The sequence below is a fragment of the Kitasatospora fiedleri genome (assembly GCF_948472415.1).
Classification (GTDB): Bacteria; Actinomycetota; Actinomycetes; order Streptomycetales; family Streptomycetaceae; genus Kitasatospora; species Kitasatospora fiedleri.
The window spans coordinates 727,634-752,657 of the sequence record NZ_OX419519.1; the positions used below are offsets into that span (position 1 = coordinate 727,634).

The window sequence follows — 25,024 nt, forward strand, 5'->3', positions numbered from 1 at the left end:
CGCGCCGCGGCGGCCGTGGGGCCGCAGGGGTGCGGACGAGTCGTCACATCCCCTCAGCGGAAGCAGGTTCGGTCGATGGCGTGTCGGATCAGTGAACTCGTACTCGGCTGCCGGGAACCCGAGGTCCTGGCGCGGTTCTGGTGCGAGGTGCTGGACTTCGTGGTGCTCGGCCGCGAGGACGACGGCAGCGTCGAGATCGGCCCGCGCGAGGGCTTCGGCGGCGCGCAGCCGACGCTGTTCCTGAGCGCCCGGGCCGAGCCGGAGCCCGGCAAGTCCCGGCTGCACATCGACGTCAACCCGACCGACCGGGACCAGGACGCCGAGCTGGAGCGACTGCTCGCCCTCGGCGCCCGCCCGGCCGACATCGGGCAGACCGGCGAGGAGTCCTGGCACGTCCTGGTGGACCCCGAGGGCAACGAGTTCTGCCTGCTCAAGGCCCGCATCAAGGAGCTCTGACCGCTCCCCGCCGGCCGGCCGGAGCTCAACCGCCCCCGAGCGGCTCGACCCGGCCGGCCCCCGGCCCCGCCGACACCCGCCCCGCACCGGCCCGTGCCCGCGCCCGGAAGAACCGGCTCAGCGGGACGGCGGTGGCGCACACGAACAGCCCGAACAGCGTGATCGGCAGCAGCCCGACCGGCCGCAGGTGCTCCAGCGGGTGGCGCCACACCCCGGGCAGGTTGCTCCACCGGTTGGCGGCCGGGTCCGCCACCATGACGGCCGCGCCCAGCAGCGGCCCGGACGGCCGCCCCCGGGCCACCAGCAGGGCCACCAGCGGATCGGCCGGCAGCAGCACGTGGAGGAGGAACCGGCTCGCCGGCGGCCGGCCCCGGTAGGTGTGCACCCCACCGCAGAACGCCGCGTACCCGTGCGCCCCGGCCCCTCGACGGACCCCGCCACGTACCCGATCCGGCACATCTGCGGCCGGCCCGGCCGCGCCCCCTCCGCATACCGCCCACCCCGGGCCCCGCCGCCCCCGCTCTCCCCGGGTTTCCGTTCCGGCCGGGCGGTCGGACGACCCGGCGGCGGTGCCGTCGGGCGGGCTGGAGGGGCGTGCCGTACCGCACCGTGGCCGCCGTGACCGTCCCGGCGGACGCCACCCGCCGCCGCGGGGCTGATTCGGTCCGGGCGCACCGGGCAGACGCCACCGAACCAGGGGCAACCGGGCAACGGACCCCACGGGACGAAGAAGCAACGGAGCTAGCGAAAGGACCTGGACCATGCTGCTGCTCGGACTTCTGCTGTTCGCGGCGTCCGGTGCGTTCGCGGGCCTGCTGATCGCCGACAACCTCGGCGGCGGGCCCGAGACGGGCGTCACCGTGCTCGGCCACCAGATCGCCACCATGAGCACCCTCGGCGCGTTCCTGGCCGGGCTGGCACTCGCGCTGATCTTCTGCGCCGGGCTCGCCCTGATGCGCGGCGGCCTGCGCTGGCGCCGCCACCACCGGGCGGCTCCCGTGCAGGACACCCCCGTGGCGCTGGACCACACCGCCGAATCGGGTGCCACCAGGGCGGACCTGTCGTCCGCCGACCGGCCCACGACGACGACCCAGCGCCCGCAGGGCCGCCCGCGCCACCGCTTCACGCACTGACGGGGCCGCCGCCGCCCGACGACCCCGCCCCCGTGACCGGACGGAACGGGCGCAGGAAACGACCGCACGAAACGACCGCACGATCGAGGAGGACCGACCCATGAGTGACGCATCCGACCGCATGAAGCACAAGGCCCAGGAGGCCGTCGGCGCGGCGAAGGAGAAGACCGGTGCCGCGACCGGGAACGACCGACTGGAGAACGAGGGCCGCGGCGACCAGGCCGAGTCCCAGGCGAAGCAGGGCGTCGACAAGGCCAAGGACCGGATCGCCGAAGGCGTGGACAAGGTCAAGGGCGCCTTCAAGCGCTGAGCCCGCACCCCGGCCGCCGCCCGTCGAACACCGACGGGCGGCGGCCGATCCGTGTCGGCGCTCCGGCGGCCCTCCGCCGGATTCACCGAGGTCAAGTACAGGTCAAGGGTGGTCCAGGTCGAGACAAAATGGGTGTTCACCCGCCGGTTCGGTGGCGGATTTCCGGCAGTTCGGCCCCCGTCCCCACCCTCCACCGGCGCGATGTTCCGCATCCGCTCCGGCGCTTGACCACGGAACCGCCGACCGGGCCACCAACTCCACCTCACCAGAGGCGACTTGACACCCCCATCCCGCCACCGCGGCTACCGGCGATTTCCGACCGCGTTTTCAGGAAACACCCAGCATCCCCCCGCTGCCGCAATTCCGGGTAGGCTGCGCGGAATTGCGCCGGGCGAAGGGGCCGGACGCGGTGGCACGGGGAGACGAGGGGGAGCTGTGGCCCAGGGGGCGTTCCGGGTGGAGGCCGACGAGCTCGGCCGGGTGTCGAAGGAGCTCGCCGAGGCGAACGGCAGCATGGGGGGCGCGATGCACGCCCTGGGCCGGACTTCGCCGCAGGTGACCGGGCACCGTGAACTGGACAGTGCGTGCGCGGCGTTCGCCGACGACTGGAAGTACGGGCTGAAGCAGCTCAACGAGACGCTGCACGCGATCAGCGAGGGCCTGGACGTGACCGTGCGGGCGTACCGGGAGACCGACGAGACGGTGCGCCGGATGATGGCGGGGGAGGCCGTCTGATGTCGACCCTCCCGTTCCCGGCCTGGGCCGCGCCGACCGATCGCGACGGCTTCGACGCGCTCGGCTTCGACCCGGCGCCCGGCAGCCTGCCCGGCATCGACGAGCTGGTCCGGGACCTCCGGCAGGCCGCGAAGGAGTTGGAGGACGCCCGGAACAGCGTGAACCGGGCGTCCTGCGGCGGCGGGGCCTGGCAGGGCGAGGCGGCGGACGCGTTCTCCGCCCGGATCGCCGAGCTGCCCGGCCGACTCGACGTCGCCCACGCCTCGTTCGACTCGGCGTACACCGCGCTGGCGGGCTGGCGCGACCAGCTCGCCACCCTGCAGCGCACCGCCGCCGACCAGGAGGAGCAGGCCCGGGCGGCGAAGGCCCGGCGCGACCGGGCCGCCGACAACCCGGACCTGAAGCTGGGCGGCCTCTGGTTCCAGGAGGCGGACCAACTCGCCGACGCCGAGGCAAGGTTGCGCAAGGCGGACGCCGAACTGCGGGCCGCCGACGCCGACTTCCAGGGGGTCGTGGCCCGGGCCGAGGCGCTGCGCGCCGAGCACGACCAACTGGCCCGGCAGGCCGCCCGGGTGGTGGCCCGGGCCGGCGAGCAGGCGCCCGACGGGTCGGGCTGGTTCGCCCACCTGATGGACACCGTGAAGAAGGTCGCCCAGGCGCACGTCCAGCTCGCCGAGGACGCCATGGAGTGGGCCAGGTCGCACGCCAACGCGATCGCGGCGGTCGGCGACCTGCTCTCCAACGCGAGCACCCTGGTCGGCCTGGGCTCGATCGCGCTGGCCGGCGCCGGGCTGGTGTTCCCGCCGCTGGAGATCGGCGCCGCCGCGCTGAACGCGGTCTCCATGGGCCTGTCGGGCGCCGCCCTGGTCACCCACGGGGTGGCCGCGGCGGCGGGGGCGGACGTCCCCCCGCTGAGCTTCGCGGTCGACGTGATGGGCATGGTCCCGGTGATCGGCGAGGTCGGGAAGACCGGCAAGCTCGCCGCCTCGCTGTTCGCCCGGGAGGCGGTCGGCAACGGCGTCGCCCTGGGCGCGACCGGCATCACCCTCGACGGCTGGTCGAAGGACGCCGACGGCCTGCGGCAGTTCCTCCCCCGCGACGGTGGCCAGTGGGGCGAACTCCTGCTGGGCGGCCCGCTGCTGGTGGGCCTGGACAACGCCTGGCACGACGGCTCGGAGAAGGACGAGGCCGCTGCCCGGGACGGTCGTTGACGATGCGTCAGGACGGCACCCCGCCCGGAATCACCGCAGCGGACGAAACCACCGGAGCGACCGGAGCGGCCCGATGGATCTGACCCGCACCGCGCTGCTGTTCGACGGGCGCGGGACCGTCGACGAGCTGGTCAACTCCTTCACCCTCGACGAGCCCCAACTGCGCTGGCTCTGCTGGCTCTACGGCTACCGGCTCGAACAGCTGCGGCAGGTCGGCCGCACCCACCACAGGCGGGTGCGGGCCGTCCTGGACCCGGACCCGGCCGCCCGGGTCCGGGGAGCCTGGATGCGCGCCCCGGACCTGCGGCCCGGCATGCCCGCGCCGGTGCCGTGGACCGGCCCGCACACCGGGTCCCCGGCCGGGTGGACGCCGCCGGGGTGGCCGCCCGGCTGCGGGCCGCTGCGGCCCGCGCCCGACCGGATGCCCCGGGCGACTGCCGAGCAGGTCCGCTCGGAGTACCGCCCGGCGGGCCTGCTGGTGATCGGCGGCGTGCTCGGGGTGGTCGCCCTGGCCCTGGCCGCGAGCGCCCCGGTGGCGGCGGCCGCCCTGGGCGTCGTCGCGCTGGCGTTCCTGCTCGGCTACCTGCCCGCCCGGCACCACCGCGACCGGCTGGTCGCGGCGGGCGCCGACCGGCGTCCCCCGTACGACCCGCCGCCGGGCCCCGGCACCCCGCCGCCACCGCCTCCCCCGCCCGGCCCCCAGAACCGTGAGGACGACCGTTGACCGGCAGCACCATGGGAAACACCGAGAACACCGAGAACACCGAGAACGTGGAGAGCAGCTGGAGCGTGGGGAGCCCGGGGCGCGCGGAGACCGTGGAGTTCGACGTCCCGCCCGACTTCGTGCCGTTCGAGCCCGCCGACGACGTGGACGACGCCTACGAGCTGGTCCTGGCCCGTCTCGGGTCCGCCGCCGAGGGCCTTCCCCCGGCCCGGCGGCAGGCGCTCACCGAGCTGTACGCGGCCGGGTCCGCCGCGCTGGCCGACGCGGGCGCGATCTGGTCCGGCACCTGCGTCGGCACGATCGGCGACCGGCTGTCGACGGCGACGCTCACCGTCACCGCGCTGGACACCGAGGACGACACCCCGCAGGCCACCGTCGCCGCCGGGCTCGTCGAGGTCCTCGCCCCGCCGGCCGCCCTGCGGGCGGCGCGCCCGCTGCTGGTGCGCCGGTTCGACGCCCCCGCCGGACCGGCCGTGATCACCCTCGAACAGCAGCCGGGCTGGCAGCTCGGCGCCGGGGGGAGCGTCCCGCTGCTCTCCGCCAAGGCGTACCTCCCGATGCCGCCCGCCCTCCGGGGTGTGCTGCTGCTCGAACTCGGCACCCCGGACGTCGACAACTGGCCCGAGGTCTACGCCCCGCTGCTGGTCCGGATCGTCCGCAGCGTCCGCTTCCGGCTGCCGCCGGCCGACCCGCCCTCCCCTCCCCCGCCCGCGCCCGCCACCGGCGCGGGCACCGCCGCCCGGCACGACCCGTTCGGCACCCGGCTGAACTGACCGCCCCCGCCGGGTCGCCGGGGCCGGTCGGAGGCCGGGGGTGTGGGGTGCGGCGGCCCGGGTAGACGGGGGCCCGCACCGGAACGGTTCCGGGCGGGGGGACGGATCGCGAGGAGGCGAAGGGCATGGCAGCGGACGTCGCGGCCGCGCTGTTCGACGTGGACGGCACGCTGGTGGACACCACCTACCTGCACACCCTCGCCTGGTGGCAGGCGCTGGCGCAGTTCGGCCACGAGGTGGACGCGGCCCCGATCCACCGGGCCATCGGCATGGGCAGCGACCAGCTGCTCGACCACCTGCTCGGGGACGACCGGGACCGGTCGGAGGACGAGGCGATCGGCGCCGCGCACCTCGCGCTGTACGCCCAGCACTGGCCCGGCCTGCGGGCCTTCCCGGGGGCGGCGGAGCTGCTCCGGGAGTGCGCCGGGCGCGGGTGGCGGGTGGTGCTGTCGACCTCCGCGTCGGGCCGGGAACTGGACGTGCTGCGGAAGGTGCTGGCCGCCGACGACGCGGTGCACGCGGTGACCGACGCGGACGCGGTGGCCGCCTCGAAACCGGCCCCGGACCTGGTGCGGGCCGCACTGGAACAGGTCGGCGCCCGGGCGGACCGCTCGGTGTTCGTCGGCGACAGCGTGTGGGACGTCGAGGCGGCGAACCGGGCCGGGACCCCGTGCCTCGGGGTGGAGACCGGCGGTCTCGCCGCCGCGGAACTGCGCGACGCGGGCGCCCTGGAGGTGCACGCCTCGGTGGGCGCACTGCTGGCCGGCCTGGACGACAGCGCGCTGGCCCGCCCCCGGACCGGTGAACGGTGACCGCGGTGCGCACGACGCCCGGACGGGCCCCGCGGCTCGGCCCGCTGCTGACCCGGTTCCGCTACCGCACCAGGGCGGCGGCCTGGGCCTCGCTGTCCGCCGTGTGCACGCGGCTGGGCGCGGGCGCGGGGGCCGCCACCGGCGGGCGCCGGGACGGCTGACGAACGGCGGCGGGCCCGCCGGCCGCCCTGGCCCCCCTGGCCCGCCTCCCCCTGGCCTGCCGCCCGCCCCCGCCGCGCCCGGTGCGCCGTTTCGCTCCGGACGGCGGTGGACAGACGCGCCGCATGAACGCCTCCCCCGCCCCCACCGCTCCCGGGCCCGCCGGTCCGGCCGTCCGGCGGCGGCGCTACCTGCTGTGCCCGCCCGAGCACTTCGCGGTGGAGTACGCGATCAACCCGTGGATGGACCCGGCCCGTCCGGTGGACCGGGCGGCGGCGCTGCGGCAGTGGCGGGGGCTGGCGTCGGTGCTGCGCTCCCTCGGCCACCGGGTCGACCTGCTGGCGCCGGAGCCGGGCCTGCCCGACATGGTGTTCACCGCGAACGGGGCGACGGTGGTGGACGGCCGGGTGCTGGTCGCGCGGTTCCGGCACCGGGAGCGCGCGGGCGAATCGGCGGCGCACCGGCGCTGGTTCGCCGCCGCGCGGTTCCCGCAGGTCCGGACGGCCGTCGAGGTGAACGAGGGCGAGGGCGACCTGCTGGCCGCCGGGCCGCGCATCCTCGCCGCCAGCGGCTTCCGCACCACCACGGCCGCCCACCGGGAGGCCGAGCGAGTGTTCGGCCTCCCGGTGGTCTCGCTGCGGCTGACCGATCCGCACTACTACCACCTGGACACCGCGCTGGCCGTCCTGGACGACTCCCGGGTGATGTACTACCCGGACGCGTTCGCCCCGGAGACCCGCCGCCTGCTGCGCCGCCTCTACCCGGACGCGATCCTGGCCGACGCGTCGGACGCCGCCGCGTTCGGCCTGAACGCCATCAGCGACGGCCGCCACGTGGTGCTGCCGGACGGGGCCCGGGGCCTGGCCGAGCAGCTGCGGGCGGCGGGGTTCGTCCCGGTGCCGGTCGACCTGCCGGAGCTGCGGAAGGCCGGCGGCGGGCCCAAGTGCTGTGTCCTGGAACTGCGTCCGGAATGAGGTGCACTCCCGTGCCGACCGATGCCCGTACGACCGCCACCGCCACCGACCCCGCCACCGATCCCGTCCTCCCCGGCGCCCGCGGCCCGCTCTCGGCCGCCGTCCTCGCCGCGCTGCGCCGCCCCGCGCCCACCGACCTGACGCCGCTGCCGGTGCCGACCGACCTTCCGACGGGCCCCGGGGACGCGGAGGGCCCCTGGGACACGGACTCCTGGGGCGAGGACGTCCAACTCGCCCTGTACGTCTGCTACGAGCTGCACTACCGCGGCTTCGCGGACGTCGATCCGGCCTGGGAGTGGTCGCCGCCGCTGCTCGCGCTGCGCGGGCGGCTGGAGCGGGCGTTCCTGGAGGCGCTGCGCCGGGAGGTGGGCGAGCCGCCGCCGCTGGCGGACGTGCTGGCCGGGCTGCTGGTCGAACCCCCGGACGGTGACGGGCCCTCGTACCACCTGCTGTCGGCGGGCACCCGGCAGCAGGCCCGCGAGTACCTGGCACACCGCTCGCTGTACCACCTGAAGGAGGCCGACCCGCAGATGTGGGCGGTGCCCCGGCTGCCGAACCCGGCGAAGGCGGCCCTGGTCGCGGTGCAGTACGACGAGTATGGGGCGGGGCGACCGGAGCGGGCGCACGCCGAGCTGTTCGCCGGGATGATGGCGGACTTCGGCCTCGACCCGACCTACGGCGCGTACCTGGACGCGGTGCCCGCGCCCGCGCTGGCCGTCGTCAACACGATGTCGCTGTTCGGCCTGCACCGGTCCCTCCGGGCCGCGCTGGTCGGGCAGTTCGCGGCCGTGGAGATCACCTCCCCGCCGGGCGCGGCCCGGCTCGCCGAGGCATTCGAGCGCCTCGGCGCCACCCCGCGCGGGACGCTCTTCTACCGGGAGCACGTCCTCGCCGACGCCGTCCACGAGCAGTTGGTCCGGCACACCGTGATCGAGCCGCTGCTCACCCTGCCCGACTGCCCCGCACAGGAGATCGCCTTCGGCGCGCTGGCCTACGCCCGGGCCGAGGACCGGCTCGCCGACCACCTGACGGCCGCCTGGCGCTCCGGCCCCGAGCCCGGCACCGGCACCGGCTCCTCGCTGCGCGTCCCCCTGCCCGAACCCGCGCCCGAGCCCCGCCCGGACCCGCAGGCGGCGGGAACCCGTCGATGACCGCGCCCACCGAAGCGCCGAGCCGGACGCCGGAGGGCTTCGAGGCGTTCCCGCACCCGCTCGACCGGTCCGGGTACGTGGTCACCGCCGGGACCGACGGCGCCCGGGCTGGCGGCCCGGCCGGTCCCGGCTCCCCCTGCTCGCCCCACCCGCCGCGCTTCGCCGTACACCCGCTGGCGCCGGACGACGCGGGAACGGCCCCGGCCGCCACCGCACCCGCCACCGCCCCGACCCTCCGCGGCGTGGCCGATCCCGTCCCGGGGCACCCGGCGTGAGCGCCGCACCGGCCGACCCCCGGCCGCCGCTGCTGCGCTTCGGCGTCGAGGAGGAGTTCCTGCTGGTCGGCCCGGGCAGCCGGGTGACCGTGCCCGCCGCCGAGGCGGTGGTCGCGGACGCCGCCCGCGCCCTAGGGTCGCGCGCCCAGCACGAGTTCCTGGCCACCCAGGTGGAGGGCTGCACCCGCCCGGTCCGCACCGCCGCCGAGCTGCGCGCCGAACTGGCCGACACCCGGGGCGTGTTGCTGTCCGCCGCCGACCGGGCCGGCTGCCGACTCGCCGCCACCGGCACCGCCGTGCTGCCCAGCCGCCACCCGCTGCCCGTCACCCCGCTGCCCCGCTACCTGCGGCTGGCCGACCGGATCGACGGCGTCGCCGACCAGATCGGCGCCGAACTGTGCGGCTGCCACGTCCACCTGGGCGACCTGACGCTCCGTCAGGCGCTTTTCCTGAACGCCAGGTTGCGCGGCTGGCTGCCGATGTTCCAGGCGTTCTGCGCCAACTCCCCGTTCTGCGAGGGGATCGACCGGGGCACCGCCGCCCTCCGGCCCGAACGGCACGCCAGTTGGCCGACCGTCGGCCCGGCGCCCGTCCTGGACGAACCCGGTTACCGCACCGCCCTGGACCGGCTGATCGCGGACGGAGTGATCCTCGACCGCCGGATGCTGTACTGGTACGCGCGGCCGTCCGAGCACCTGCCCACCCTGGAGGTGCGGATCGCCGACAGCAACGCCGACCTGGACACCGTCCTGCTGCTCGCCGTCCTGCTGCGCGCCCTCGCCCACACCCTGCTGGACCCGCGGACCAGGGTCCGGCCGCTGCCCGACGGCCCGCTGCGGTCGGCCCACCGCCGCGCCGCGGCCGACGCCCTCGACGCCCGGCTGCCCGACCCGCGCACCGGCGCGCTCCGGCCCGCCCGCCAACTCCTGGCCGCGCTGGTCGAGTTCACCACTCCCGCGCTGCTGCGCACGGACGACCTCGGGCTCGCCCGGCAGCTGACCGCCCGGCTGCTGGCCACCGGCTGCGGCGCCGACCGGCAGCGCGCCGCCCTCGCCCGGCACGGCCGTCTCACCGCCGTCATCGACGACCTCGCCCGGCGCACCGCCGCCACCGCCGCGACCAGCAGCACCGCCGCCGTCCCGCACTGAACCGCAGCCCCGCACCGAACCGCCCCGCCCCGTCCCCGAGGTGTCGCCCCCGAGGTGTCGCCCCCGGCCGGTCGGGCATACGCGGACGCATGCTGCTGCTACGACCGCCCGGCGTGTACCCCGCCCAGGGGGACACCGTCCTGCTGCTGGACGTGCTCGGCCGGGAACCGCTGCGGCCCGGCGCCCGGTGCCTGGACATCGGCACCGGCTCCGGCGCGCTCGCCCTGGCCGCCGCCCGGCGCGGCTGCCGGGTGACCGCCGTGGACCTGTCGCGGCTCTCGCTCGCCACCGCCTGGCTCAACGCCCACCTGCACGGCCTCCCGCTGCGCGTGCGGCACCGCGACCTCACCGCGCCCGCCCCGGGCGACCGGTACGACCTGGTGCTGAGCAACCCCCCGTACGTGCCCGCACCCCGTCCGGGACCGCCGCCGCCCGGACCCGCCCGGGCGTGGGACGCCGGGCCGGACGGGCGCCTGCTGCTGGACCGGCTGTGCCGCCGGGTGCCCGCGCTGCTCGCCCCGGGCGGGGTGCTGCTGCTCGTGCAGTCCTCGCTGGCCCGGCCCGAAGCCACGGTGCGGCAGTTGCGCGCCGCCGGGCTGCGGACCACGGTCGCCGCCCGGCGGCGGCAGGAGTTCGGCCCGGTGATGACGGCCCGCGCGCCGTGGTTCGAACAGATCGGGCTGATCGAACCCGGCGTCCGCACCGAGGAGTTGGTGGTGATCCGCGGTGTCCGCGACTGAACCGTCCCCGCCGCCGGACCGCCCCCGCCCCCGCCCCGGGTCCGGCTGACCGAACGCGGCCCGCTGCTGATCGACGGCCCGGTGGAACTGCTCCTGCCGGACGGCACCGTCCTGCCCTGCGACCGCCCGGTCGTCGCGGTCTGCACCTGCCGCCGCAGCCGCCGCTACCCGCTGTGCGACACCAGTCACCGCCGCCGCGGCCGCGGCGCGGCTCCGTTTCCCCCCGACGGCCCGGGCAGACGCCCGGATGAACACCGCACGTGGACGTACGACGCAAGCGCAGGAGGAGGTGGACGCCGTGGAGCGACTCAGCGTTCCGGTGATTTGCGGACTGTCCGGCGGCCTGGCGATTCCGGCCCTCCAGGTGGTCGAACTACTGCGGGCGCTGCCCGAGGAGTGGGAGGAGTGGGCCGCCCACGAGGACAGCCGGCTCGACCCGGCGACCACCGGCGCCCTCGCCGACCTGGTCCGCCAGCTCGCCGACCAGATCGACCTCGCCTGCATCGAGATCGCCAGCGACGAGGAGTGACCCCGGAACGTGTACGCCGCAGGTGTACCTGCGGCGTACACCCCTGCGTACACCCCTGCCCGGTGCCCCGGACCGTACCCGGGGGTTCACCCCCGGTGCGCGCCCGGGCGGCGGCGGACGGCGAGCAGGCAGATGTCGTCGAAGGGGTTGGGTGCGCCGAAGCGGCGCAGCAGGTGGTCGAGCAGTTCGGCCGGGTCCGGGTCGGCGCGGTAGTCGGCGCAGGCGTGCAGCAGTCGGCCGACACCACTGTCCAGGTCGGCCCCGCCCCCGGCACCGCTCTCGGCGCCGTCCCGGCGGCCGGCTCCGCGCCGTTCGATCAGGCCGTCGGTGTAGAGCAGCAGGGTGTCGCCGGGGGCGAGGTGGAGTTCGGCGGTGGGGCGGTGGGCGCCGGGGGTGACGCCGAGGACCAGGCCGGGGGGCGGGTCGAGGCTGCGGGCGGTGCCGTCGCGGAGCAGGACGGGGGGCAGGTGGCCGGCCCGGGCCCAGGCGAGGTGGCCGGTGCGGGGTCGAGGCGGGCGACGGTGACGGCGGCGATGTGGTCGGCGCGCTGGTGGCAGAGCATCCGGTCGAGCCGGTCGAGGATCTGCCCGGGCGGGGCGCCGTCGTAGGCGATCCCCCGCAGCGCGTACCGGAGTTGGGACATCGCGACGGCGGCGGTCAGGCCGTGCCCGGAGACGTCGCCGATGGCGAGCAGGACGGTGCCGTCGGGCAGGTCGAGCAGGTCGTACCAGTCGCCGCCGACCTTGCGTTCGCGTGCGGCGGGCAGGTAGCGGCCGGCACTGTCGAGCCCGCGGACCGGCCGGCCGGCCGGGGCCCGCATCAGGGCCTGCTGGAGGGCGTGGACGGCGCGCTGCTCGTCGCCGGTGCGGCGGCGCTGGTCGGCGAGGCGGTCGCGGGTGTCGCTGAGGGCCTGTTCGGCCCGCCGCCACGGGGTGACGTCCTGGACGACGCCGCTGAGGGCGAGCAGGCGGCCGTCGTCGGCGACGGCGGCCTCGCCGAGGGCGCGCAGGTTGCGGTAGCCGTCGGCGGCGCGGACGGCGAAGTCGACGGTGACGGGGGTGCGGCCGTCCAGCAGGGCCAGGGCGGCGGCGCGGACGGGCTCGCGGTCGGCGGGGGCGATCGCGTCGAGGGCAGTGCGCGGGTCGAGGAGGTCGGTTCCGGCGGGGGTGCCGAAGAGCTGCGGGACGCCGTCCGAGCAGGAGATCCGGCGCTCGCCGGGGCGCCACTCCCAGGTGCCGACCCGGGCCAGCCGGCCGGCCTGGGCGAGTTGGGCGATCCGCCGGTCGCGTTCGTCGTGGGCCCGCCAGGTGAGCAGCAGGCCGTCCTGGAACGGGGTGGCGCACACCGTCATCGCGCTGGCCCGGGGGCTGCCCGCGACCGTCTCGACGTACCGTTCCGCCTCGCCCCGGTAGGGGATGCCGTCGGCGGCGGCGGTGCGCAGGCGGTCGAACGTCCCGGAGGCGACCGTGCCGGGGTACAGCTCGGTCAGCCGGCGGCCGCGCAGTTCGGCGGCGGACCGTCCGGCCAGGTCGACGGTGGGCGCGTTGGCGTACTCGACCCGCAGGTCGGCGACCTTCCCGTCCTGGCCGCGGACGGCGCGCAGCACCAGCACCGGGTCCAGCAGGCCGTCCAGGACGGCCCGGAACCACGGGGCGTCCACCGGGTCGAGCACCTCGGACGGCGCCTCGGGCAGCAGCGCCACGGGCAGGCGCAGCAGCGTGTCGGCGGCCAGGTCGGCGAGCGCGGCCAGGTGGGCCTCGGCGGCCGGGGTGGGGCGGTAGCGCTCCGGCCAGCCGATCTTGAGCGCGCCGAGCAGCCGCCCCCCGGCGTGCAGCGGGAGGGCGCAGACGGTGGTGCCGGGGACCAGGTCGTCGCCGTCCTGCTCGGGGTAGCGGGCCGCGAACTCGCGCCGGTCGGTCACCCACACCGGCCGGGCGGTGCGGACGGCCTCGGTGAGCGGCACCCGGGTGCGCGGCGGAATCCGCTGCCACTGGCTGAGCTGCCGCGACGACACGCCGTGCGCGCCGACCAGCCGCAGCGCGCCGTCCGGTTCGCCCACGGCGAGGACGAGCGCCCGGGCGCCGAGCGGGTCGAGGGCGGCCCGGTACAGGCGTTCGGCCAGCTCGTCGGGATCGGTGGCGGTGGTGAGCGCGGCGGCGGCCAGGTGGAAGCGGGTGGCCAGCCCGTCCTCGGTCTCCGGCTCGTCCTCGTCCCTGTCGTTGCCGTCGTTGCCGTCCTTGCCGTCCTTGCTGTCCTTGCCGCCGCTTCTGCCCTTGCTCCCGGCCTCGGGCCGTACCGGCGCGGCGGGCGGTGGTTCGGCGGCACCCGGGGCGTCCACGGCGGGGGTCTCGCGCGGGGTCGGGGCGGGGCGGCGGTGGCGACCAGGTCGGCGGCGAGCTGCGCCAGCTTGCGGTTCTCGTCCTGGGAGCGGCGTACCAGGGCGTCGAACGCCTGGTCGGGCGTGCAGCCGAGCCGTTCCACCAGCACGCCCTTGGCCTGCTCGATCACCGCCCGGGTGCGCATCGCGGTGCGCAGCCCCTCCAGTTCGGTGCGCAGCCGGTCGACCGTGGCCTCCAGCCCGGACTTCTCGCCGTCCACCGTGTCTCACCACCTCCGCCGTCCGCCCCGCCACCCGTTCCGCCGCCTCCACCCTAGGCCGCCGGACCGCACCTTTTGCTCCATTCACACCGGTTTGGCCGATGCCGTTCGTGGTGAAACGTGCCGGGAGGGGGACTCCTCCCGCGTACCCACCGAGAAACGGAGAGCCGACATGAGCGACACCAACGGCACCGGCGACACCGGCAGCACCGGCGAGCTGCAGGAGCTGGAGGGGTGACCGTGGCGTTCCTGGTCGCGCCCGAGGGCACCGAACAGGTCGAGCTGACCTCGCCCTGGCAGACCGTCCTGGACCACGGCGGCACCCCGCGCCTGGTCTCCACGGAACTGGGCGAGATCCGGGCCTTCCACCACCTGGACCAGGCCGACTCGTTCATGGTGGACGCGGCCGTCGCGGACGTCTCGGCCGGCGACTTCGACGCCCTGGTGCTGCCCGGCGGCGTCGCCAACCCCGACTTCCTGCGCACCGACGAGAAGGCCGTGGAGTTCGTCTCCGGGTTCTTCGAGCACGGCAAGCCGGTCGCGGTGATCTGCCACGGGCCGTGGACGCTGGTCGAGGCCGACGTCGTCCGCGACCGCACCATGACCTCCTGGCCCAGCCTGCGCACCGACCTGGGCAACGCGGGCGCGCACTGGGTCGACCGCGAGGTCGTGGTCTGCACGAACGGCCCCAACACGCTGGTCTCCAGCCGCAAGCCTGACGACCTGCCGGCCTTCGACCGCGCCCTGGTCACCGCCTTCTCCGCCTCGTCGACCGCCGCCTGACCTGCCGCAGCCTGACCCGCCGGGCCCGGCCCGCAGGCGTCCGGGCAGCAGCCGTCCGGGCCGACCGGCACTTCATCGGTCGGCCCGGACGGCTGTCCTCCCCGCGCGTCTGTCTGCTTGCCCGCCCGTCGACTCGCGGCCCGTCCGATCAGCTCTCGGCCAACGGGTAGGCGTGCCCGAAGGGGTGGCACAGGCCGGACGGGTAGGGCTCCAGGAAGCAGGCGACCGTGCCGCGCACCGTCACCCGCAGACCGTCCGCGCTCAGGTAGACGGCGAGGCCCTCGTCAGTGGTCTCCGCCGAGCGGTACACCAGCACCACCACCTGCGGGGCGTGCGCTCCCGGTCGCCCGGGGACGGTGATCCGGTAACCGTGCGGCCCTGCCATGACTCCACCTCGGCCCTGCTCGTCCAGGACGTCGTCCACCACGCGCCCATCCCCGCCCCGCGCATACCCCCGGGGCGTTCACCCAATCGCCGCACCCGGCCCGCCTGATCGACCCGCCGCGACCGCCGCGGCCCGGCACAGGCCCACACCCCGTTCCCGCTTCGCCTGACCGAGAACGCATACCTGTGCGGACACGCCGAGGGCAGCGTGCTCTGCCTCGCCGACGCACTCCGCTGGTCCCACTGGTCCCGTGACCGCGCGGACCTCGCCGTCGCCGCGTCGGCGACCTGGTGCTCCATCACCGAGCCGGCCGCCTCCCCGGCCCGCACCGCTCCTCGGCTGCTGCTGCGCTGCGAGTGGCTGCTGCCCGGCCACGGCGACCGCAGGCACCTGCCCGCCGACGAGTCCACCCGCCGTCCGCACACCCTCGCCGACCGCACCGCCCGGCTCGCGCCCTGCCCCGCTCGCGCCCCGTCCGGTCGACTTCACCGCCCTGCGCCGGTGACCCACCGCCCAGCCGCCCAGCCGCCCAGCCGCCGAGCGGTGGCCGGTCCGGCCGGCCCACCTCCGGCACCGGCCTTCCGACCGACCACCCGCCCGACCACCCACCCGCCCGACCGTTCGCCTGCTCGCCCGCTCGCCGAGTCCCTTCACCCGCAGGCGAGTTGACGCTCCTGCACTAGCCCTCCCGGCGTACCCGGATCGCGGCCTCCTCCGCCGTCAGCCCGGGCCGCGACGCGGGCTCGTCCTCCTCCTCGCTGCCCGGCTCCCCCACGTCCGGCCGCTCGGCCGCCAGCCGCTGGTCCAGGGACTCACCGCGGGCCTGCTCCTCGCCCGTCACGCCGAAGGACTCCGCCGCGACCGGCCGGTCGCCGGGGACGGACGGGCGCTGCGGGTCGGCGGCGGCCCGGGCGGTGGGCGAGCCGTCCTCCAGGTCCGGCAGGCCCTCGTCCTCGGGGAACGCCGCCGGGTCGGGCGGGTCGGCCCGTTCGGGGTCGAGCGCGGCGGGGGCGTCCTCCACCGCGTCCGGACGCACCGGGCGGGACGGGACCTTCGGCGGGCCGGGCGGGTCGAGCTCCCGGGTGACGCCACCGCCGCCGCCATCGGCACCGCCGCCCGCGATCCGCTCGTCCGGCTGGACGCCCGGCACCGGCCCCTCGGCGATCTCGGGCTGCTGCTCGTCGCTGCCCGCCACGTTCGCCGTGCCGCCCTTGCCGATCGGGGCGGGCTCGCGCTCGGTGCCGTCGTCTGCGGGCTCCCGCTCCTCCTCGGGCTCCTGCCAGCCGGTGTCCGCGGGGCCGATCGCCCCGCCCATGTCGTGCAGCGGGCGTTCCTGCCGTCCCATCGTGGTGACCTCCCATCGGGTCCGGTCCGCCTCGGAGCGACGGACCGGCACGTGTGCCAGCGCGCCTGCCCGGCCGCCGCCGACCGGAAACGGGCCCGGTCATCCGCCGTCGAAGCCCTTCCCCGGCGGTGCCCGCACCGAAAAATTTCCCCTCCTTGACAGAAAAATTTGTCGGCACGATCCTGGAGGGGTGCTGGACGTCGCTGTGATCGAAGATGCCGCCGCCGCCGAAGCCTCGCTGGACCCGATGCGGGCCCGGCTGCTGGCGGCCCTGGCCGAGCCGGGCTCGGCCGCCATGCTGGCCGCCCGGCTGGGGTTGCCCCGGCAGAAGGTCAACTACCACCTGAAGGAGTTGGAGCGGCACGGCCTGGTGGAGCTGGCCGAGGAACGCCGCCGGGGGAGCATGACGGAGCGGGTGTACCGGGCCACAGCGGCCTCGTACGTGATCTCGCCGACCGCACTGGCGGCGGTCAGCCCGGACCCGTCGCGTTCACCCGACCAGCTCTCCGCGCGCTGGCTGCTGGCGCTCGGCGCCCGGATGGTGCAGGAGGTCGGCTCACTGCTGACGGGCGCGGCCCGGGCCCGGCAGCGGGTGGCCTCGTTCGGGATCGACGCCCGGGTCCGGTTCGCCTCGGCGGCCGACCGGGCGGCGTTCGCGGAGGAGCTCTCGCAGGCGGTGACCGCCCTGGTGGGCCGCTACCACGACGAATCGGCCCCGCAGGGCCGCGTCCACCGGGTGGTGGTCGGCCTGCACCAGATCCCGGACGCCGCGCCCCCCGGCTCCCCGCCCCCAACCCCGTCCCCGTCCCCGTCCCCGTCCCCGTCCCCGCAGGAGAGTTGACCCCGTGCCGCACCCCTTCGAGCTGGAATTCGAGCTGGCGCTGCCGGCCGACCCGGAGCAGGTCTGGGCGGCGATCGCCACCGGCCCGGGCATCGACGCGTGGTTCATGGGCCGCAACGAGGTGGACCCCCGGGTCGGCGGGACGGCCGCGATGGAGACCGGCGGCCACCGGGAGACCTCGACCGTCACCGCGTACGAGCCGGGCAGGCGCTTCGCCACCCGTACCGAGCCGGGCCCGGACGGCCGGTTCATGGCCTTCGAGTACCTGGTCGAGGGCCGCGACGGCGGCAGCACCGTCCTGCGGGTGGTGCACAGCGGCCTGCTCGGCGACGACTGGGCGGACGAGTACGACGCACTGCGCAGCGGCTGGCCGTTCCACCTGCACACCCTGCGCGAGTACCTGGCGCACTTCGCGGGCCGCACCGCCGTCCCGGTGTTCGCCGTCCGCCCGACGGCCGACCGCCCCGCCGGGGAGGTCCGGGCCGCGCTGACCGCCGCCCTCGGTCTCCCGCCCGACCCGCCGGTCGGCGCCCGGGTGCACGCCGAACCGGCCGGACTGCCGCCGCTGGGCGGCGAGTTGGTGTGGTCGGACGGCGAGCGCCTAGAGGTCCGCACCGCCGACGGGCTGTACGCCTTCCTGCACCCGGCGGGCGTCCTGCTGCTCTTCCACCACCTGTTCGCGGAGCCGGCCCCCGACGCCCGCGCCGCCGAGAGCGCCTGGCAGCACTGGCTGTCCGCCCTGCCCGTCCCACCCGCCCACCACCCCTGACCCCGCCCGCACGCACCCACCGCCACACACGCACTGCCACCGCACGCACCCACCACCGCCCACACCACCGACAGAACGAGGTACCCCCGATGCGCACGCTGATCAGCACCGCTTTCGTCTCCCTGGACGGCGTGATGGAGGCCCCCGGCGGCGAGCCGGGCTACCGCAACTCCGGCTGGACGTTCAAGGACATCGACTTCGTGCCGGAGGCGTTCGAGGTCAAGGGCCGGGAGCAGGAGCAGGCCGGGGCGGTGCTGCTGGGCCGGGTCAGCTACCAGGCGTTCAGCCCGGTGTGGCCGGGCATGCCGGAGTTCGCCCGCTACAAGGTCCTGCCGAAGTACGTGCTGTCGACCACCCTCGGCCCGGACGACCTGGTCGACGACTGGGGTCCGACCACGATCCTGCGCTCGGTGGAGGAGGTGGCCGCCCTGAAGGAGACCGACGGCGGCCCGATCATCGTGCACGGCAGCGCCCGCCTGAACCACGCGCTGTCCGACGCGGGCCTGGTCGACCGCTACCACCTGCTGGTGTTCCCGCTGCTGCTGGGCGCGGGCAAGCGGCTGTTCAGCGACACCGACAAGGACGTGCAGAAGCTGGAACTGGTCGAGTTCGCGGCCTTCTCCAACGGCGTGCAGAAGAACGTCTTCGACGTGGTCCGCTGAGCCGCCCCGCGCTCCCGCCGCGCCGCGCCGCGTTTCCGCCGCCCCCGCCACTTCCAAGGTAGCGCGCACGGGGGCCTTGCCGCAAGGGCCCCGCGGGGGCGCAGAATGTCCGGTCGGAGACGGGAAGCAGCGAGAAGTCCGGTAGGTGGTGTTTTCGCACCGTCCGGGCGGTCGAGGAGAGTTGATGATCGACGTGCTGGTGGTCGGCGGCGGGCCGACCGGGTTGATGCTGGCGTGCGAGTTGCGGCTGCACGGGGTGGGCGTGGTGCTGCTCGAACGGCTGGCGGCGCCGACCGGAGAGTCCCGGGGGCAGGGGTTGCACGCGCGCAGCGTGGAGGTGATGGATCAGCGGGGGCTGCTGGAGCGGTTCCGGGCGGTGAGCGAGGAGTTCCGGGTCGGTGGCCTGTTCGCGGGGGAGGCGCGACCGTGGCCGGAGGGATGGACACGGCGCACCCGTACGGGCTGGCGACGCCGCAGCCGGTGACGGAGCGGCTGCTGTGGGAGCGGGCCGGGGAGTTGGGCACGGACCTGCGGCGCGGCTGCGAGGTGGTCGGGCTGGTCCAGGACGGCGAGGGGGTGGAGGTCGAGCTGGCGGACGGGGCGCGGCTGCGCTCGCGCTGGCTGGTGGGGTGCGACGGCGGGCGCAGCACGGTGCGCCGGTTGGCGGGAGTGGCGTTCCCGGGCGAGCCGGCCACGGTGCAGACGCTGCTGGGGCAGTTGGAGGCGACGGAGGAGCCGGAGCGGATCGCCGAGGTGGTGGCGGAGGTCCGGCGCACCCAGTTGCGGTTCGGGCTGCACCACGAGGGCGGCGGGGTGTACCGGGTGATCGTTCCGGCGGAGGGGGTGTCGGAGGACCGCGCGGCGCCGACGCTGGAGGAGTTCCGGGCCCGGCTGCGCGCGGTGGCGGGGACGGACTTCGGGGTGCACTCGCCGCGCTGGCTGTCCCGGTTCGGGGACGCGACCCGGCAGGCGGAGCGGTACCGGTCGGGCCGGGTGCTGCTGGCGGGCGACGCCGCGCACGTCCACCCGCCGACGGGCGGTCAGGGCCTGAACCTGGGCGTGCAGGACGCGTTCAACCTGGGCTGGAAGCTGGCCGCCGAGGTGGCCGGCTGGGCCCCGCCGGGGCTGCTGGACACGTACCACGCGGAGCGGCACCCGGTCGGCGCGGCGGTGATCGCGCACACCCGGGCGCAGATGACGCTGCTGGGCACGGCGCCGGGCGCGGTGGCGCTGCGCGGGGTGTTCGCCCGGCTGATGGACTTCCCGGACGTCAACCGGTACGTCACCGGCGTCGTCTCGGGGGTCGACCTCCGGTACGACCTCGGCCCGGGCCCGGCCCTGCTGGGCCGCCGCCTGCGGGACGTGCGCCTGGTGGACGACCCGGGGGCGGGGCGGCTGTACGAGCGGATGCACGCCGGGCGGGGCCTGCTGCTGGACCGGACGGGGCGGCTGTCCGCGGACGCGGGCCTGGACGGGGACGGCTGGAAGGGCCGGGTGGACGTGCTGGTGGACGGCTGCCCGGAGCTGCCGACCCCCGCGGTGCTGCTGCGCCCGGACGGGCACGTGGCGTGGATCGGCGAGGAGACGGCGGAGGCAGCGGCGCCCGGGGCGGGGCCGGGGCCGGGGTCGGCGGGTCCGGACGGGCTGGTGGCGGCGCTGGAGCGCTGGTTCGGCCCGGCGGAGTGGGCCGCGACCTGAGGCCCTGCCACTCCCGCACGTTCGCGGCTTCCGCCAACTTCCCCGTCCAGCAGGGAACTTACCGGCGGGATTCACCCCATGGAGTGCATTGATCACCGAACGTGGCCGAACCCGGTAAGCGGACCGGCCCGCCCCACTCCCCTCCTTCGAACCGGCCGACAGCCGGCCGCGACCGCACCGAAGGAGACCGGTCCCATGACCGTCGTACCGCTCGACCCCGCCTCGCCCGCCTCGCACGCCGTGGGCATCGACTTCGACCAGACGCTGGTCGCGCACGACGACGGCTGGCAGGACGGCCGGATCTACGGCAGGCCGATCCCGGGGGCGATCGAGTCGCTGCGCGCCTTGAAGCGGGTCCGTTCGGTGTTCATCATGACCGCCCGCCCGCGCCGCTTCCACCCCGCCGTGGCGGGGTGGCTGCGCGAGCACTCCGGGCTGGAGGCGCTGGTGGACGAGGACCCGGAGCGCGCCTACTGGCAGGGCGACTGCCTGCTGGTGACCAACAAGAAGCTGGGCGCCGCCGTCTACATCGACGACCGGGCGATCCGCTTCACCGGCGACTGGGCCGTCACTCTCACCCAGGCCCGCCACGCGATCGGCCTCCCCTCGGCCCCGTCCCCAGTCCCGTCCCCGGCCCCGGCTTCGGCCGCCCGCCCACCGCGCAGCACACCGGCCGACCTGGCCCGGCACTTCCCCGACCGCTGCTGACCCGCCTCCGGCACCCCACCGGCCCTCGACCGGCGGGCCGCTGACACGCCGTCACCGGACCTGCCGCCGCCCCGGCGGGTCCGGCACACTGCTGACCGGGGGTCGGGAAACGTCCGGGAGGAGTGCCGTGTCCACAGCGAAGGCCGTCGGGGCGAGTACCGAGGACGGCGACCCGCTGGCGCTCGCGCTGTTCGGGCTCACCGTGGTCAGCGGGCTGATCGACGCCGTCAGCTACCTCGGCCTCGGGCACGTCTTCGCCGCCAACATGACCGGCAACGTGGTCGTCATCGGCTTCGCCCTGGCCGGGGCGCCCGGCTTCTCCGTCCTCGGGTCGATCACCTCGCTCGCCGCGTTCCTGCTCGGCGCGGCCCTCGCCGGGCGCCTGACCGCCGGGCGGCTGCGGTTCGCGCTGGTCGCGGAGACGCTGCTGCACCTGGCGGCGGCGGGCGTGGTGTTCGCCGTCGGCACCGGCGGGGACGTCCAGTACGGGGTGATCGCACTGCTGGCCGTGGCCATGGGCATCCGCAACGCGACGGTCCGCAGCCTCGGCGTCCCCGACCTGACCACCACCGTCCTCACCATGACGCTCACCAGCCTCGCCGCCGAGCCGCACTCGCCCCGCCGGCGCCGCCGCGTCCTGGCCGCCCTGACCATGCTCGCCGGTGTCGTCCCGGGCTCCGTGCTCGTCCTGCACGGGCAGGCCGGCTGGGCCCTGATCGCGGCGGCGGCCCTCACCGCGGCCACCTGGGCGCTCTACCGCGAACCGGCGGACGGCTCCCGCAGCACCTGAGCGGAGGCCGACGGCCCCAACCGCCGGTCCCAGCCGCCGGTCCCAGCCGCCGGTCTCAGCCGCCGGGCCTGCGCCACAGGACGGCCTCGCTGCCGGGCTGCCGCACCGAGAACCGGCCGGACGGCGAGAACTCCCGCAGCAGCGCGCGCAGTTCGCCCTCGAAGGCGGGCAGGCCGGTGCCGAACAGGTGCGGCGCGGAGGAGGACAGCGACAGCACGCCCGCCACCACCTGGTCCGCGTCCCGCTCCAGCACCTGCCCGCCGGGGACGACCAGCCGCTCGGGGCCCAGCAGCCCGGCCCGGGCGTACACCCGGGACTCGCCGCCGGGCGTGCCGTGCGGCAGGACGCCGCGCCCGGCCCGGCGGACCGGGCCGAGGTGGCGGCGCACCAGGGCGTCGATCGCGGGCTGCGGGACGGGCGGGTGCGGCAGCGGGGCGGGGTCGACGGGGAGCGGCTCGGACTTCCAGTCGGCGAGGTGCACCAGGGTGCCGCCGGGGCGGAGCATGTCGCGGGCGGTCGCGGCGACCGGCTCCCGGTCCATCCAGTGGAAGGACTGGGCGAACGCGATGAGGTCGAACATACCCAGCCCGTACGGGAGTTGCTCGGCGCGGGCGTGCACCCAGCGGGTCCGTCGGGCGAGTCCGGCGCGGGCGGCGGCCCGGGCCGCCTCGGCGACCATGGCGGCGTCCGCGTCCAGGCCGACCGTCTCGGCGAACCGGTCGGCGAGTTCCAGCGCGAGCGTGCCGGGTCCGCAGCCGACGTCCAGCAGCCGCCCGGCGCCGTCCAGCCGCAGCGCCCCGGCGAGCGCGTCGGCCAGCCCGGGCGCGTACGGGAGCCGGCCGCGGGCGTAGTGCGGGGCCGCCCCCGCGAACAGCGTGTCGTCCCACTCCCAGCCCTCGACCACGCGTCCCGCCGCCTTCCGGTTCCGTTCCCTCGACCTCCGATCATGGCGCGGAACCGCCCGGTGCGCCCCGCCTTTTCGCCAACCGTCCTACAGTTCACCCTTTCTGGCGGTCGGTCGGCATTCGTGCGCCCGGGCGGTCGAATCCGGCCGGCGGAGGGCGACGCGGAGTGATCCGAGCTGATCGGGGTGTCCGAGCTGATCGGGGGTGGGCGAACGGGCGCGATCCGGTCACGCTTCCGGCCAAGTGGTCCAGACCATTGACCGGGGTGGCCGCACCCCAGCAGGATCTTGCACGCCGGGACGGCCCTCGCTCCCCCGGCCCGGCCGCCCCCTGCCCCGGCGGCCCCACCGCTGACGTCCCCAGGAGTTCCGATGGCCCCGCGCCGCGCCGCCCGAGCACTCACCGTCACCGCCCTCGCCGGTGCCCTGGCCCTCACGCTGGCCGGCCCCGCCGCGGCGTCCCCCGTCGCCAACCTGAGCGGCCTGGGCTGCCCCGCCACCTACTCCAACAACTACGGCGACGGCCAGTTCCAGCAGTTCCGCACCTCCACCTACGTCGCGGGCAACGGCTTCCGGCACGGCGTCTACGACATCTACTTCATCAACTGGTCCGGCAGGCGCTACCAGGGCAGCGCCGACTACATGTGCTGACGCCACGGCATGTGCCGACCTCACGGCACGTGCCGACCCCCCGGCCCGGCGGCGTCAGGGTTCCAGCAGCTCCGCCAACCGGTCCCCGGCCGCCCGCAGCGACGGCACGCACAGCGCGGCTCCGGGCAGCGCGTCGGGCGGGTGGGAGAGCGTCAGGCCGATCACGGCGCACCCGGCCGCCGCGCCCGCCGCGACCCCGGCGGGGGCGTCCTCCAGCACCAGGCAGCGCCCGGGCTCGACGCCCAGCCGGTGCGCGGCCAGCAGGTACGCCTCGGGGTGCGGCTCGGCCGCCCGGACGTCCTCCCCGTACACCTGCACCCCCGGCAGCGGCAGCCCGGCCGGCGCGAACCTGCGCCGCACCGCGTCCCGGCTGCCCGAGGTGACCAGCGCCCAACTGCCGGGGCGCAGCGCCGCCGGCAGTTCGGCCGCGCCGTCGGCGGCCGGAAAGGCGTCGTCCTCGGGCCGCATCAGCCGGTCCAGGACCCGCCGTTCGGCGGCCGGGTCGAGGGCGGGGGCGACCTCGCGGCCGGTGTCCTCGGGGCGGCGGCCGAAGGTGTGGCGCCAGACGTGCTCGGTGTCCAGCGCGCGCATCCGGGCCCAGGCGTCCCAGACCCGCCGGTGGGCGGGCAGCGAGTCGAGCAGCACCCCGTCCACGTCGAACAGCACCGCCGCGTACCGGCCCGTCGTCCCCCTCTTCCGCCCCTCCCCCCGCCCGGTCGGCCCGGTCGGCCCCGTTCGACACCCGTCGGCCCCGGTCAACACCGGTCGGCGTCGCTCCCGCCGACCGTCCGGGGAAGGATATGCGCACCGGCGGCCCGGGACGGCTGCGATTATCGCCGCCGGGACGCCGTTATCCGAACGATTTCGGCCGGGATCGCCCCTTTGATCATGGTTTGGTCCCGGCGCGGAGGAGTCCAGGACGTGGCCCGGGCATGGCCCGGAGCGGGTGGGGGACGTAGTCTGCGGGCATGACTGACGCCGCACACCTCACCCCCCAGGTCGCCTTCGAGACGCTGCTGGCGGGCAACCGCAGGTTCGTCGCCGGTTCCCCGAACCACCCCAACCAGGACGCCGCCCGCCGCGCCCAGACCGCGCCGTCCCAGACCCCGTTCGCCGTGCTGTTCGGCTGCTCCGACTCGCGGCTCGCCGCCGAGATCATCTTCGACCAGGGCCTCGGTGACCTGTTCGTGGTCCGCACCGCCGGCCACGTGCTGGGCCCCGAGGTCCTCGGCAGCATCGAGTACGGCGCGAGCGTGCTCGGCACGCCGCTGGTGGTCGTCCTCGGCCACGACTCCTGCGGCGCCGTCGGCGCCACCCGGGAGGCCGTCGCCGCGGGCTCCAGCGGCGAGGGCTTCGTCCGGGACGTCATCGAGCGGGTCACGCCCAGCGTGCTGGCCGCCAACGCCGCCGGCTACACCGACAACTCCGACTTCATCGACGAGCACATACGGCACACCGTGTCCCTGCTGGTGGACCGTTCGCAGACGCTGGCGGCCGCGGTCGCCGCGGGCACCACCGCCGTCGTCGGCCTCTCCTACCGCCTGGTGGACGGCACCGCCCACCTGGTCACCACCCGCGGTCTGGACCTCCCGGCCCCCGCCGCCGCCTGACCCCGGCCCGCCTTCCGGCGCTCCCCGCAGCCCCGTCCCGCACCCCGGGCCGGGGCTGCGGCGTTCGGCGGCCACCCCCGACCCGGCCCCTCCCCGGTGACGCGGATCACAGCGGAGCGGGCGGAGGAGGCGAAATGCGGCGGCGCGCAG

29 protein-coding genes and 4 pseudogenes are annotated in these 25,024 nt (G+C 76.3%); 26 read left to right on the forward strand and 7 right to left on the reverse strand.

Translation table 11 applies throughout. The annotated features are described in order from the left end of the window. Positions 1-75 precede the first annotated feature (75 nt). Entirely contained in the window at positions 76-456 is a 381-nt protein-coding gene (locus QMQ26_RS03685; RefSeq protein ID WP_282204734.1) for a VOC family protein, read from the forward strand. 25 nt (positions 457-481) lie between these two features. Here the strand turns inward: QMQ26_RS03685 and QMQ26_RS03690 are convergent, their stop codons facing one another. Further along, complete coding sequence (locus tag QMQ26_RS03690) at positions 482-841, reverse strand: hypothetical protein (RefSeq protein ID WP_282204735.1); 360 nt, start codon at positions 839-841, stop codon at positions 482-484. Between the two features lie 376 nt (positions 842-1,217). On the opposite strand from QMQ26_RS03690, the gene QMQ26_RS03695 reads away from it, so the two are divergent. From QMQ26_RS03695 to QMQ26_RS03765, 15 genes and pseudogenes are all read left to right on the forward strand, one after another. Then, positions 1,218-1,589: a hypothetical protein gene (locus QMQ26_RS03695; RefSeq protein ID WP_100834861.1), complete on the forward strand. Its 372-nt coding sequence runs from the start codon at positions 1,218-1,220 to the stop codon at positions 1,587-1,589. 100 nt (positions 1,590-1,689) lie between these two features. After that, the gene (locus tag QMQ26_RS03700) at positions 1,690-1,899 is read left to right on the forward strand and encodes a CsbD family protein (protein ID WP_282204736.1); all 210 of its coding nucleotides are present in this window, start codon (positions 1,690-1,692) and stop codon (positions 1,897-1,899) included. Positions 1,900-2,334: 435 nt separating this feature from the next. After that, on the forward strand, positions 2,335-2,634 hold the full coding sequence (locus QMQ26_RS03705) for a WXG100 family type VII secretion target (protein ID WP_282204737.1): 300 nt from the start codon (positions 2,335-2,337) through the stop codon (positions 2,632-2,634). Next, positions 2,634-3,845: a hypothetical protein gene (locus QMQ26_RS03710; protein ID WP_282204738.1), complete on the forward strand. Its 1,212-nt coding sequence runs from the start codon at positions 2,634-2,636 to the stop codon at positions 3,843-3,845. The genes QMQ26_RS03705 and QMQ26_RS03710 overlap by 1 nt, the downstream gene beginning before the upstream one ends. A 73-nt stretch (positions 3,846-3,918) precedes the next feature. After that, positions 3,919-4,569: a hypothetical protein gene (locus QMQ26_RS03715; protein ID WP_282204739.1), complete on the forward strand. Its 651-nt coding sequence runs from the start codon at positions 3,919-3,921 to the stop codon at positions 4,567-4,569. Then, positions 4,566-5,342 carry a hypothetical protein gene (locus QMQ26_RS03720; RefSeq protein ID WP_282204740.1) on the forward strand — a complete coding sequence of 259 codons (777 nt, stop codon included), beginning with the start codon at positions 4,566-4,568 and terminating at the stop codon, positions 5,340-5,342. The genes QMQ26_RS03715 and QMQ26_RS03720 overlap by 4 nt, the downstream gene beginning before the upstream one ends. A gap of 125 nt (positions 5,343-5,467) precedes the next feature. Continuing rightward, on the forward strand, positions 5,468-6,154 hold the full coding sequence (locus QMQ26_RS03725; RefSeq protein WP_282204741.1) for an HAD family hydrolase: 687 nt from the start codon (positions 5,468-5,470) through the stop codon (positions 6,152-6,154). A gap of 5 nt (positions 6,155-6,159) precedes the next feature. Continuing rightward, the gene (locus QMQ26_RS03730; protein WP_159072968.1) at positions 6,160-6,315 is read left to right on the forward strand and encodes a hypothetical protein; all 156 of its coding nucleotides are present in this window, start codon (positions 6,160-6,162) and stop codon (positions 6,313-6,315) included. Between the two features lie 123 nt (positions 6,316-6,438). Continuing rightward, positions 6,439-7,287 carry a dimethylargininase gene (ddaH, locus tag QMQ26_RS03735; RefSeq protein ID WP_282204742.1) on the forward strand — a complete coding sequence of 283 codons (849 nt, stop codon included), beginning with the start codon at positions 6,439-6,441 and terminating at the stop codon, positions 7,285-7,287. Then, positions 7,284-8,438 carry an iron-containing redox enzyme family protein gene (locus QMQ26_RS03740; protein WP_404814051.1) on the forward strand — a complete coding sequence of 385 codons (1,155 nt, stop codon included), beginning with the start codon at positions 7,284-7,286 and terminating at the stop codon, positions 8,436-8,438. Before ddaH ends, QMQ26_RS03740 begins: the two co-directional genes overlap by 4 nt. After that, on the forward strand, positions 8,435-8,713 hold the full coding sequence (locus QMQ26_RS03745) for a hypothetical protein (protein WP_282204744.1): 279 nt from the start codon (positions 8,435-8,437) through the stop codon (positions 8,711-8,713). The genes QMQ26_RS03740 and QMQ26_RS03745 overlap by 4 nt, the downstream gene beginning before the upstream one ends. Next, on the forward strand, positions 8,710-9,861 hold the full coding sequence (locus tag QMQ26_RS03750; RefSeq protein WP_282204745.1) for a carboxylate-amine ligase: 1,152 nt from the start codon (positions 8,710-8,712) through the stop codon (positions 9,859-9,861). The genes QMQ26_RS03745 and QMQ26_RS03750 overlap by 4 nt, the downstream gene beginning before the upstream one ends. Positions 9,862-9,950: 89 nt before the next feature. Beyond that, entirely contained in the window at positions 9,951-10,601 is a 651-nt protein-coding gene (locus tag QMQ26_RS03755; RefSeq protein WP_282204746.1) for a HemK2/MTQ2 family protein methyltransferase, read from the forward strand. Between the two features lie 81 nt (positions 10,602-10,682). Beyond that, positions 10,683-10,733 (forward strand): annotated as a pseudogene (locus tag QMQ26_RS37955) (CDGSH iron-sulfur domain-containing protein); the annotation flags it as partial. A 166-nt stretch (positions 10,734-10,899) separates the two neighbouring features. Continuing rightward, the gene (locus tag QMQ26_RS03765; RefSeq protein ID WP_146616399.1) at positions 10,900-11,130 is read left to right on the forward strand and encodes a DUF6213 family protein; all 231 of its coding nucleotides are present in this window, start codon (positions 10,900-10,902) and stop codon (positions 11,128-11,130) included. An 86-nt stretch (positions 11,131-11,216) separates the two neighbouring features. Here the strand turns inward: QMQ26_RS03765 and QMQ26_RS03770 are convergent. Together QMQ26_RS03770 and QMQ26_RS37960 are read right to left on the reverse strand one after the other, a co-directional pair. Beyond that, positions 11,217-13,468 (reverse strand): annotated as a pseudogene (locus QMQ26_RS03770) (SpoIIE family protein phosphatase). 101 nt (positions 13,469-13,569) lie between these two features. After that, positions 13,570-13,653, reverse strand: a pseudogene (locus tag QMQ26_RS37960) (ANTAR domain-containing protein); the annotation flags it as partial. Positions 13,654-13,962: 309 nt separating this feature from the next. On the opposite strand from QMQ26_RS37960, the gene QMQ26_RS03775 reads away from it, so the two are divergent. Next, positions 13,963-14,511, forward strand: a complete 549-nt coding sequence (locus QMQ26_RS03775) for a type 1 glutamine amidotransferase domain-containing protein (RefSeq protein ID WP_282204748.1) — start codon at positions 13,963-13,965, stop codon at positions 14,509-14,511. Between the two features lie 148 nt (positions 14,512-14,659). Here the strand turns inward: QMQ26_RS03775 and QMQ26_RS03780 are convergent, their stop codons facing one another. After that, on the reverse strand, positions 14,660-14,938 hold the full coding sequence (locus tag QMQ26_RS03780; protein WP_282204749.1) for a DUF6296 family protein: 279 nt from the start codon (positions 14,936-14,938) through the stop codon (positions 14,660-14,662). Positions 14,939-15,103: 165 nt separating this feature from the next. Between QMQ26_RS03780 and QMQ26_RS37220 the strand changes: the two genes are divergently transcribed. Continuing rightward, positions 15,104-15,565 carry an MBL fold metallo-hydrolase gene (locus QMQ26_RS37220; protein WP_318552182.1) on the forward strand — a complete coding sequence of 154 codons (462 nt, stop codon included), beginning with the start codon at positions 15,104-15,106 and terminating at the stop codon, positions 15,563-15,565. Positions 15,566-15,575: 10 nt separating this feature from the next. On the opposite strand, the gene QMQ26_RS03790 is transcribed toward QMQ26_RS37220, so the two are convergent. Further along, positions 15,576-16,241, reverse strand: coding sequence for a hypothetical protein (locus tag QMQ26_RS03790; protein WP_282204750.1), 666 nt, complete (start codon positions 16,239-16,241; stop codon positions 15,576-15,578). A 190-nt stretch (positions 16,242-16,431) separates the two neighbouring features. On the opposite strand from QMQ26_RS03790, the gene QMQ26_RS03795 reads away from it, so the two are divergent. From QMQ26_RS03795 to QMQ26_RS03820, 6 genes and pseudogenes are all read left to right on the forward strand, one after another. Next, the gene (locus tag QMQ26_RS03795; protein WP_282204751.1) at positions 16,432-17,082 is read left to right on the forward strand and encodes an ArsR/SmtB family transcription factor; all 651 of its coding nucleotides are present in this window, start codon (positions 16,432-16,434) and stop codon (positions 17,080-17,082) included. 4 nt (positions 17,083-17,086) lie between these two features. After that, positions 17,087-17,851 (forward strand): SRPBCC family protein, encoded by a 765-nt coding sequence (locus QMQ26_RS03800; RefSeq protein WP_282204752.1) that lies wholly within the window; start codon positions 17,087-17,089, stop codon positions 17,849-17,851. 89 nt (positions 17,852-17,940) lie between these two features. After that, entirely contained in the window at positions 17,941-18,513 is a 573-nt protein-coding gene (locus QMQ26_RS03805; RefSeq protein WP_100834879.1) for a dihydrofolate reductase family protein, read from the forward strand. 184 nt (positions 18,514-18,697) lie between these two features. Next, a pseudogene (locus QMQ26_RS03810) lies at positions 18,698-20,211 on the forward strand (FAD-dependent monooxygenase). Between the two features lie 195 nt (positions 20,212-20,406). Then, positions 20,407-20,919 carry an HAD family hydrolase gene (locus QMQ26_RS03815; protein WP_282204753.1) on the forward strand — a complete coding sequence of 171 codons (513 nt, stop codon included), beginning with the start codon at positions 20,407-20,409 and terminating at the stop codon, positions 20,917-20,919. Positions 20,920-21,046: 127 nt separating this feature from the next. After that, positions 21,047-21,709 carry a YoaK family protein gene (locus tag QMQ26_RS03820; protein WP_404814054.1) on the forward strand — a complete coding sequence of 221 codons (663 nt, stop codon included), beginning with the start codon at positions 21,047-21,049 and terminating at the stop codon, positions 21,707-21,709. 55 nt (positions 21,710-21,764) lie between these two features. Here the strand turns inward: QMQ26_RS03820 and QMQ26_RS03825 are convergent, their stop codons facing one another. Next, positions 21,765-22,613: a class I SAM-dependent methyltransferase gene (locus QMQ26_RS03825; RefSeq protein WP_282204754.1), complete on the reverse strand. Its 849-nt coding sequence runs from the start codon at positions 22,611-22,613 to the stop codon at positions 21,765-21,767. A 372-nt stretch (positions 22,614-22,985) separates the two neighbouring features. Here QMQ26_RS03825 and QMQ26_RS03830 point away from each other — a divergent pair, with 372 nt between their 5' ends. Beyond that, positions 22,986-23,264, forward strand: a complete 279-nt coding sequence (locus tag QMQ26_RS03830; RefSeq protein ID WP_100834882.1) for a hypothetical protein — start codon at positions 22,986-22,988, stop codon at positions 23,262-23,264. 54 nt (positions 23,265-23,318) lie between these two features. Here QMQ26_RS03830 and QMQ26_RS03835 read toward each other — a convergent pair whose 3' ends face one another. After that, positions 23,319-23,930 carry an HAD-IA family hydrolase gene (locus QMQ26_RS03835; RefSeq protein WP_282204755.1) on the reverse strand — a complete coding sequence of 204 codons (612 nt, stop codon included), beginning with the start codon at positions 23,928-23,930 and terminating at the stop codon, positions 23,319-23,321. A 302-nt stretch (positions 23,931-24,232) separates the two neighbouring features. Between QMQ26_RS03835 and QMQ26_RS03840 the strand changes: the two genes are divergently transcribed. Next, on the forward strand, positions 24,233-24,874 hold the full coding sequence (locus QMQ26_RS03840; RefSeq protein WP_100834884.1) for a carbonic anhydrase: 642 nt from the start codon (positions 24,233-24,235) through the stop codon (positions 24,872-24,874). Positions 24,875-25,024: the final 150 nt, after the last annotated feature.

Bases quoted from the DNA above. Each gene is read 5' to 3' on its own strand.
- QMQ26_RS03715 (WP_282204739.1), top strand. From the start codon at position 3,919: ATGGATCTGACCCGCACCGCGCTGCTGTTCGACGGGCGCGGGACCGTC.
- QMQ26_RS03710 (WP_282204738.1), top strand. From the start codon at position 2,634: ATGTCGACCCTCCCGTTCCCGGCCTGGGCCGCGCCGACCGATCGCGAC.
- QMQ26_RS03700 (WP_282204736.1), top strand. From the start codon at position 1,690: ATGAGTGACGCATCCGACCGCATGAAGCACAAGGCCCAGGAGGCCGTC.
- QMQ26_RS03815 (WP_282204753.1), top strand. From the start codon at position 20,407: ATGACCGTCGTACCGCTCGACCCCGCCTCGCCCGCCTCGCACGCCGTG.
- QMQ26_RS03695 (WP_100834861.1), top strand. From the start codon at position 1,218: ATGCTGCTGCTCGGACTTCTGCTGTTCGCGGCGTCCGGTGCGTTCGCG.
- QMQ26_RS03840 (WP_100834884.1), top strand. From the start codon at position 24,233: ATGACTGACGCCGCACACCTCACCCCCCAGGTCGCCTTCGAGACGCTG.
- QMQ26_RS03790 (WP_282204750.1), bottom strand. From the start codon at position 16,241: ATGGGACGGCAGGAACGCCCGCTGCACGACATGGGCGGGGCGATCGGC.
- QMQ26_RS03745 (WP_282204744.1), top strand. From the start codon at position 8,435: ATGACCGCGCCCACCGAAGCGCCGAGCCGGACGCCGGAGGGCTTCGAG.
- QMQ26_RS03740 (WP_404814051.1), top strand. From the start codon at position 7,284: ATGAGGTGCACTCCCGTGCCGACCGATGCCCGTACGACCGCCACCGCC.
- ddaH (WP_282204742.1), top strand. From the start codon at position 6,439: ATGAACGCCTCCCCCGCCCCCACCGCTCCCGGGCCCGCCGGTCCGGCC.
- QMQ26_RS03685 (WP_282204734.1), top strand. From the start codon at position 76: ATGGCGTGTCGGATCAGTGAACTCGTACTCGGCTGCCGGGAACCCGAG.
- QMQ26_RS03830 (WP_100834882.1), top strand. From the start codon at position 22,986: ATGGCCCCGCGCCGCGCCGCCCGAGCACTCACCGTCACCGCCCTCGCC.
- QMQ26_RS03755 (WP_282204746.1), top strand. From the start codon at position 9,951: ATGCTGCTGCTACGACCGCCCGGCGTGTACCCCGCCCAGGGGGACACC.
- QMQ26_RS03805 (WP_100834879.1), top strand. From the start codon at position 17,941: ATGCGCACGCTGATCAGCACCGCTTTCGTCTCCCTGGACGGCGTGATG.
- QMQ26_RS03725 (WP_282204741.1), top strand. From the start codon at position 5,468: ATGGCAGCGGACGTCGCGGCCGCGCTGTTCGACGTGGACGGCACGCTG.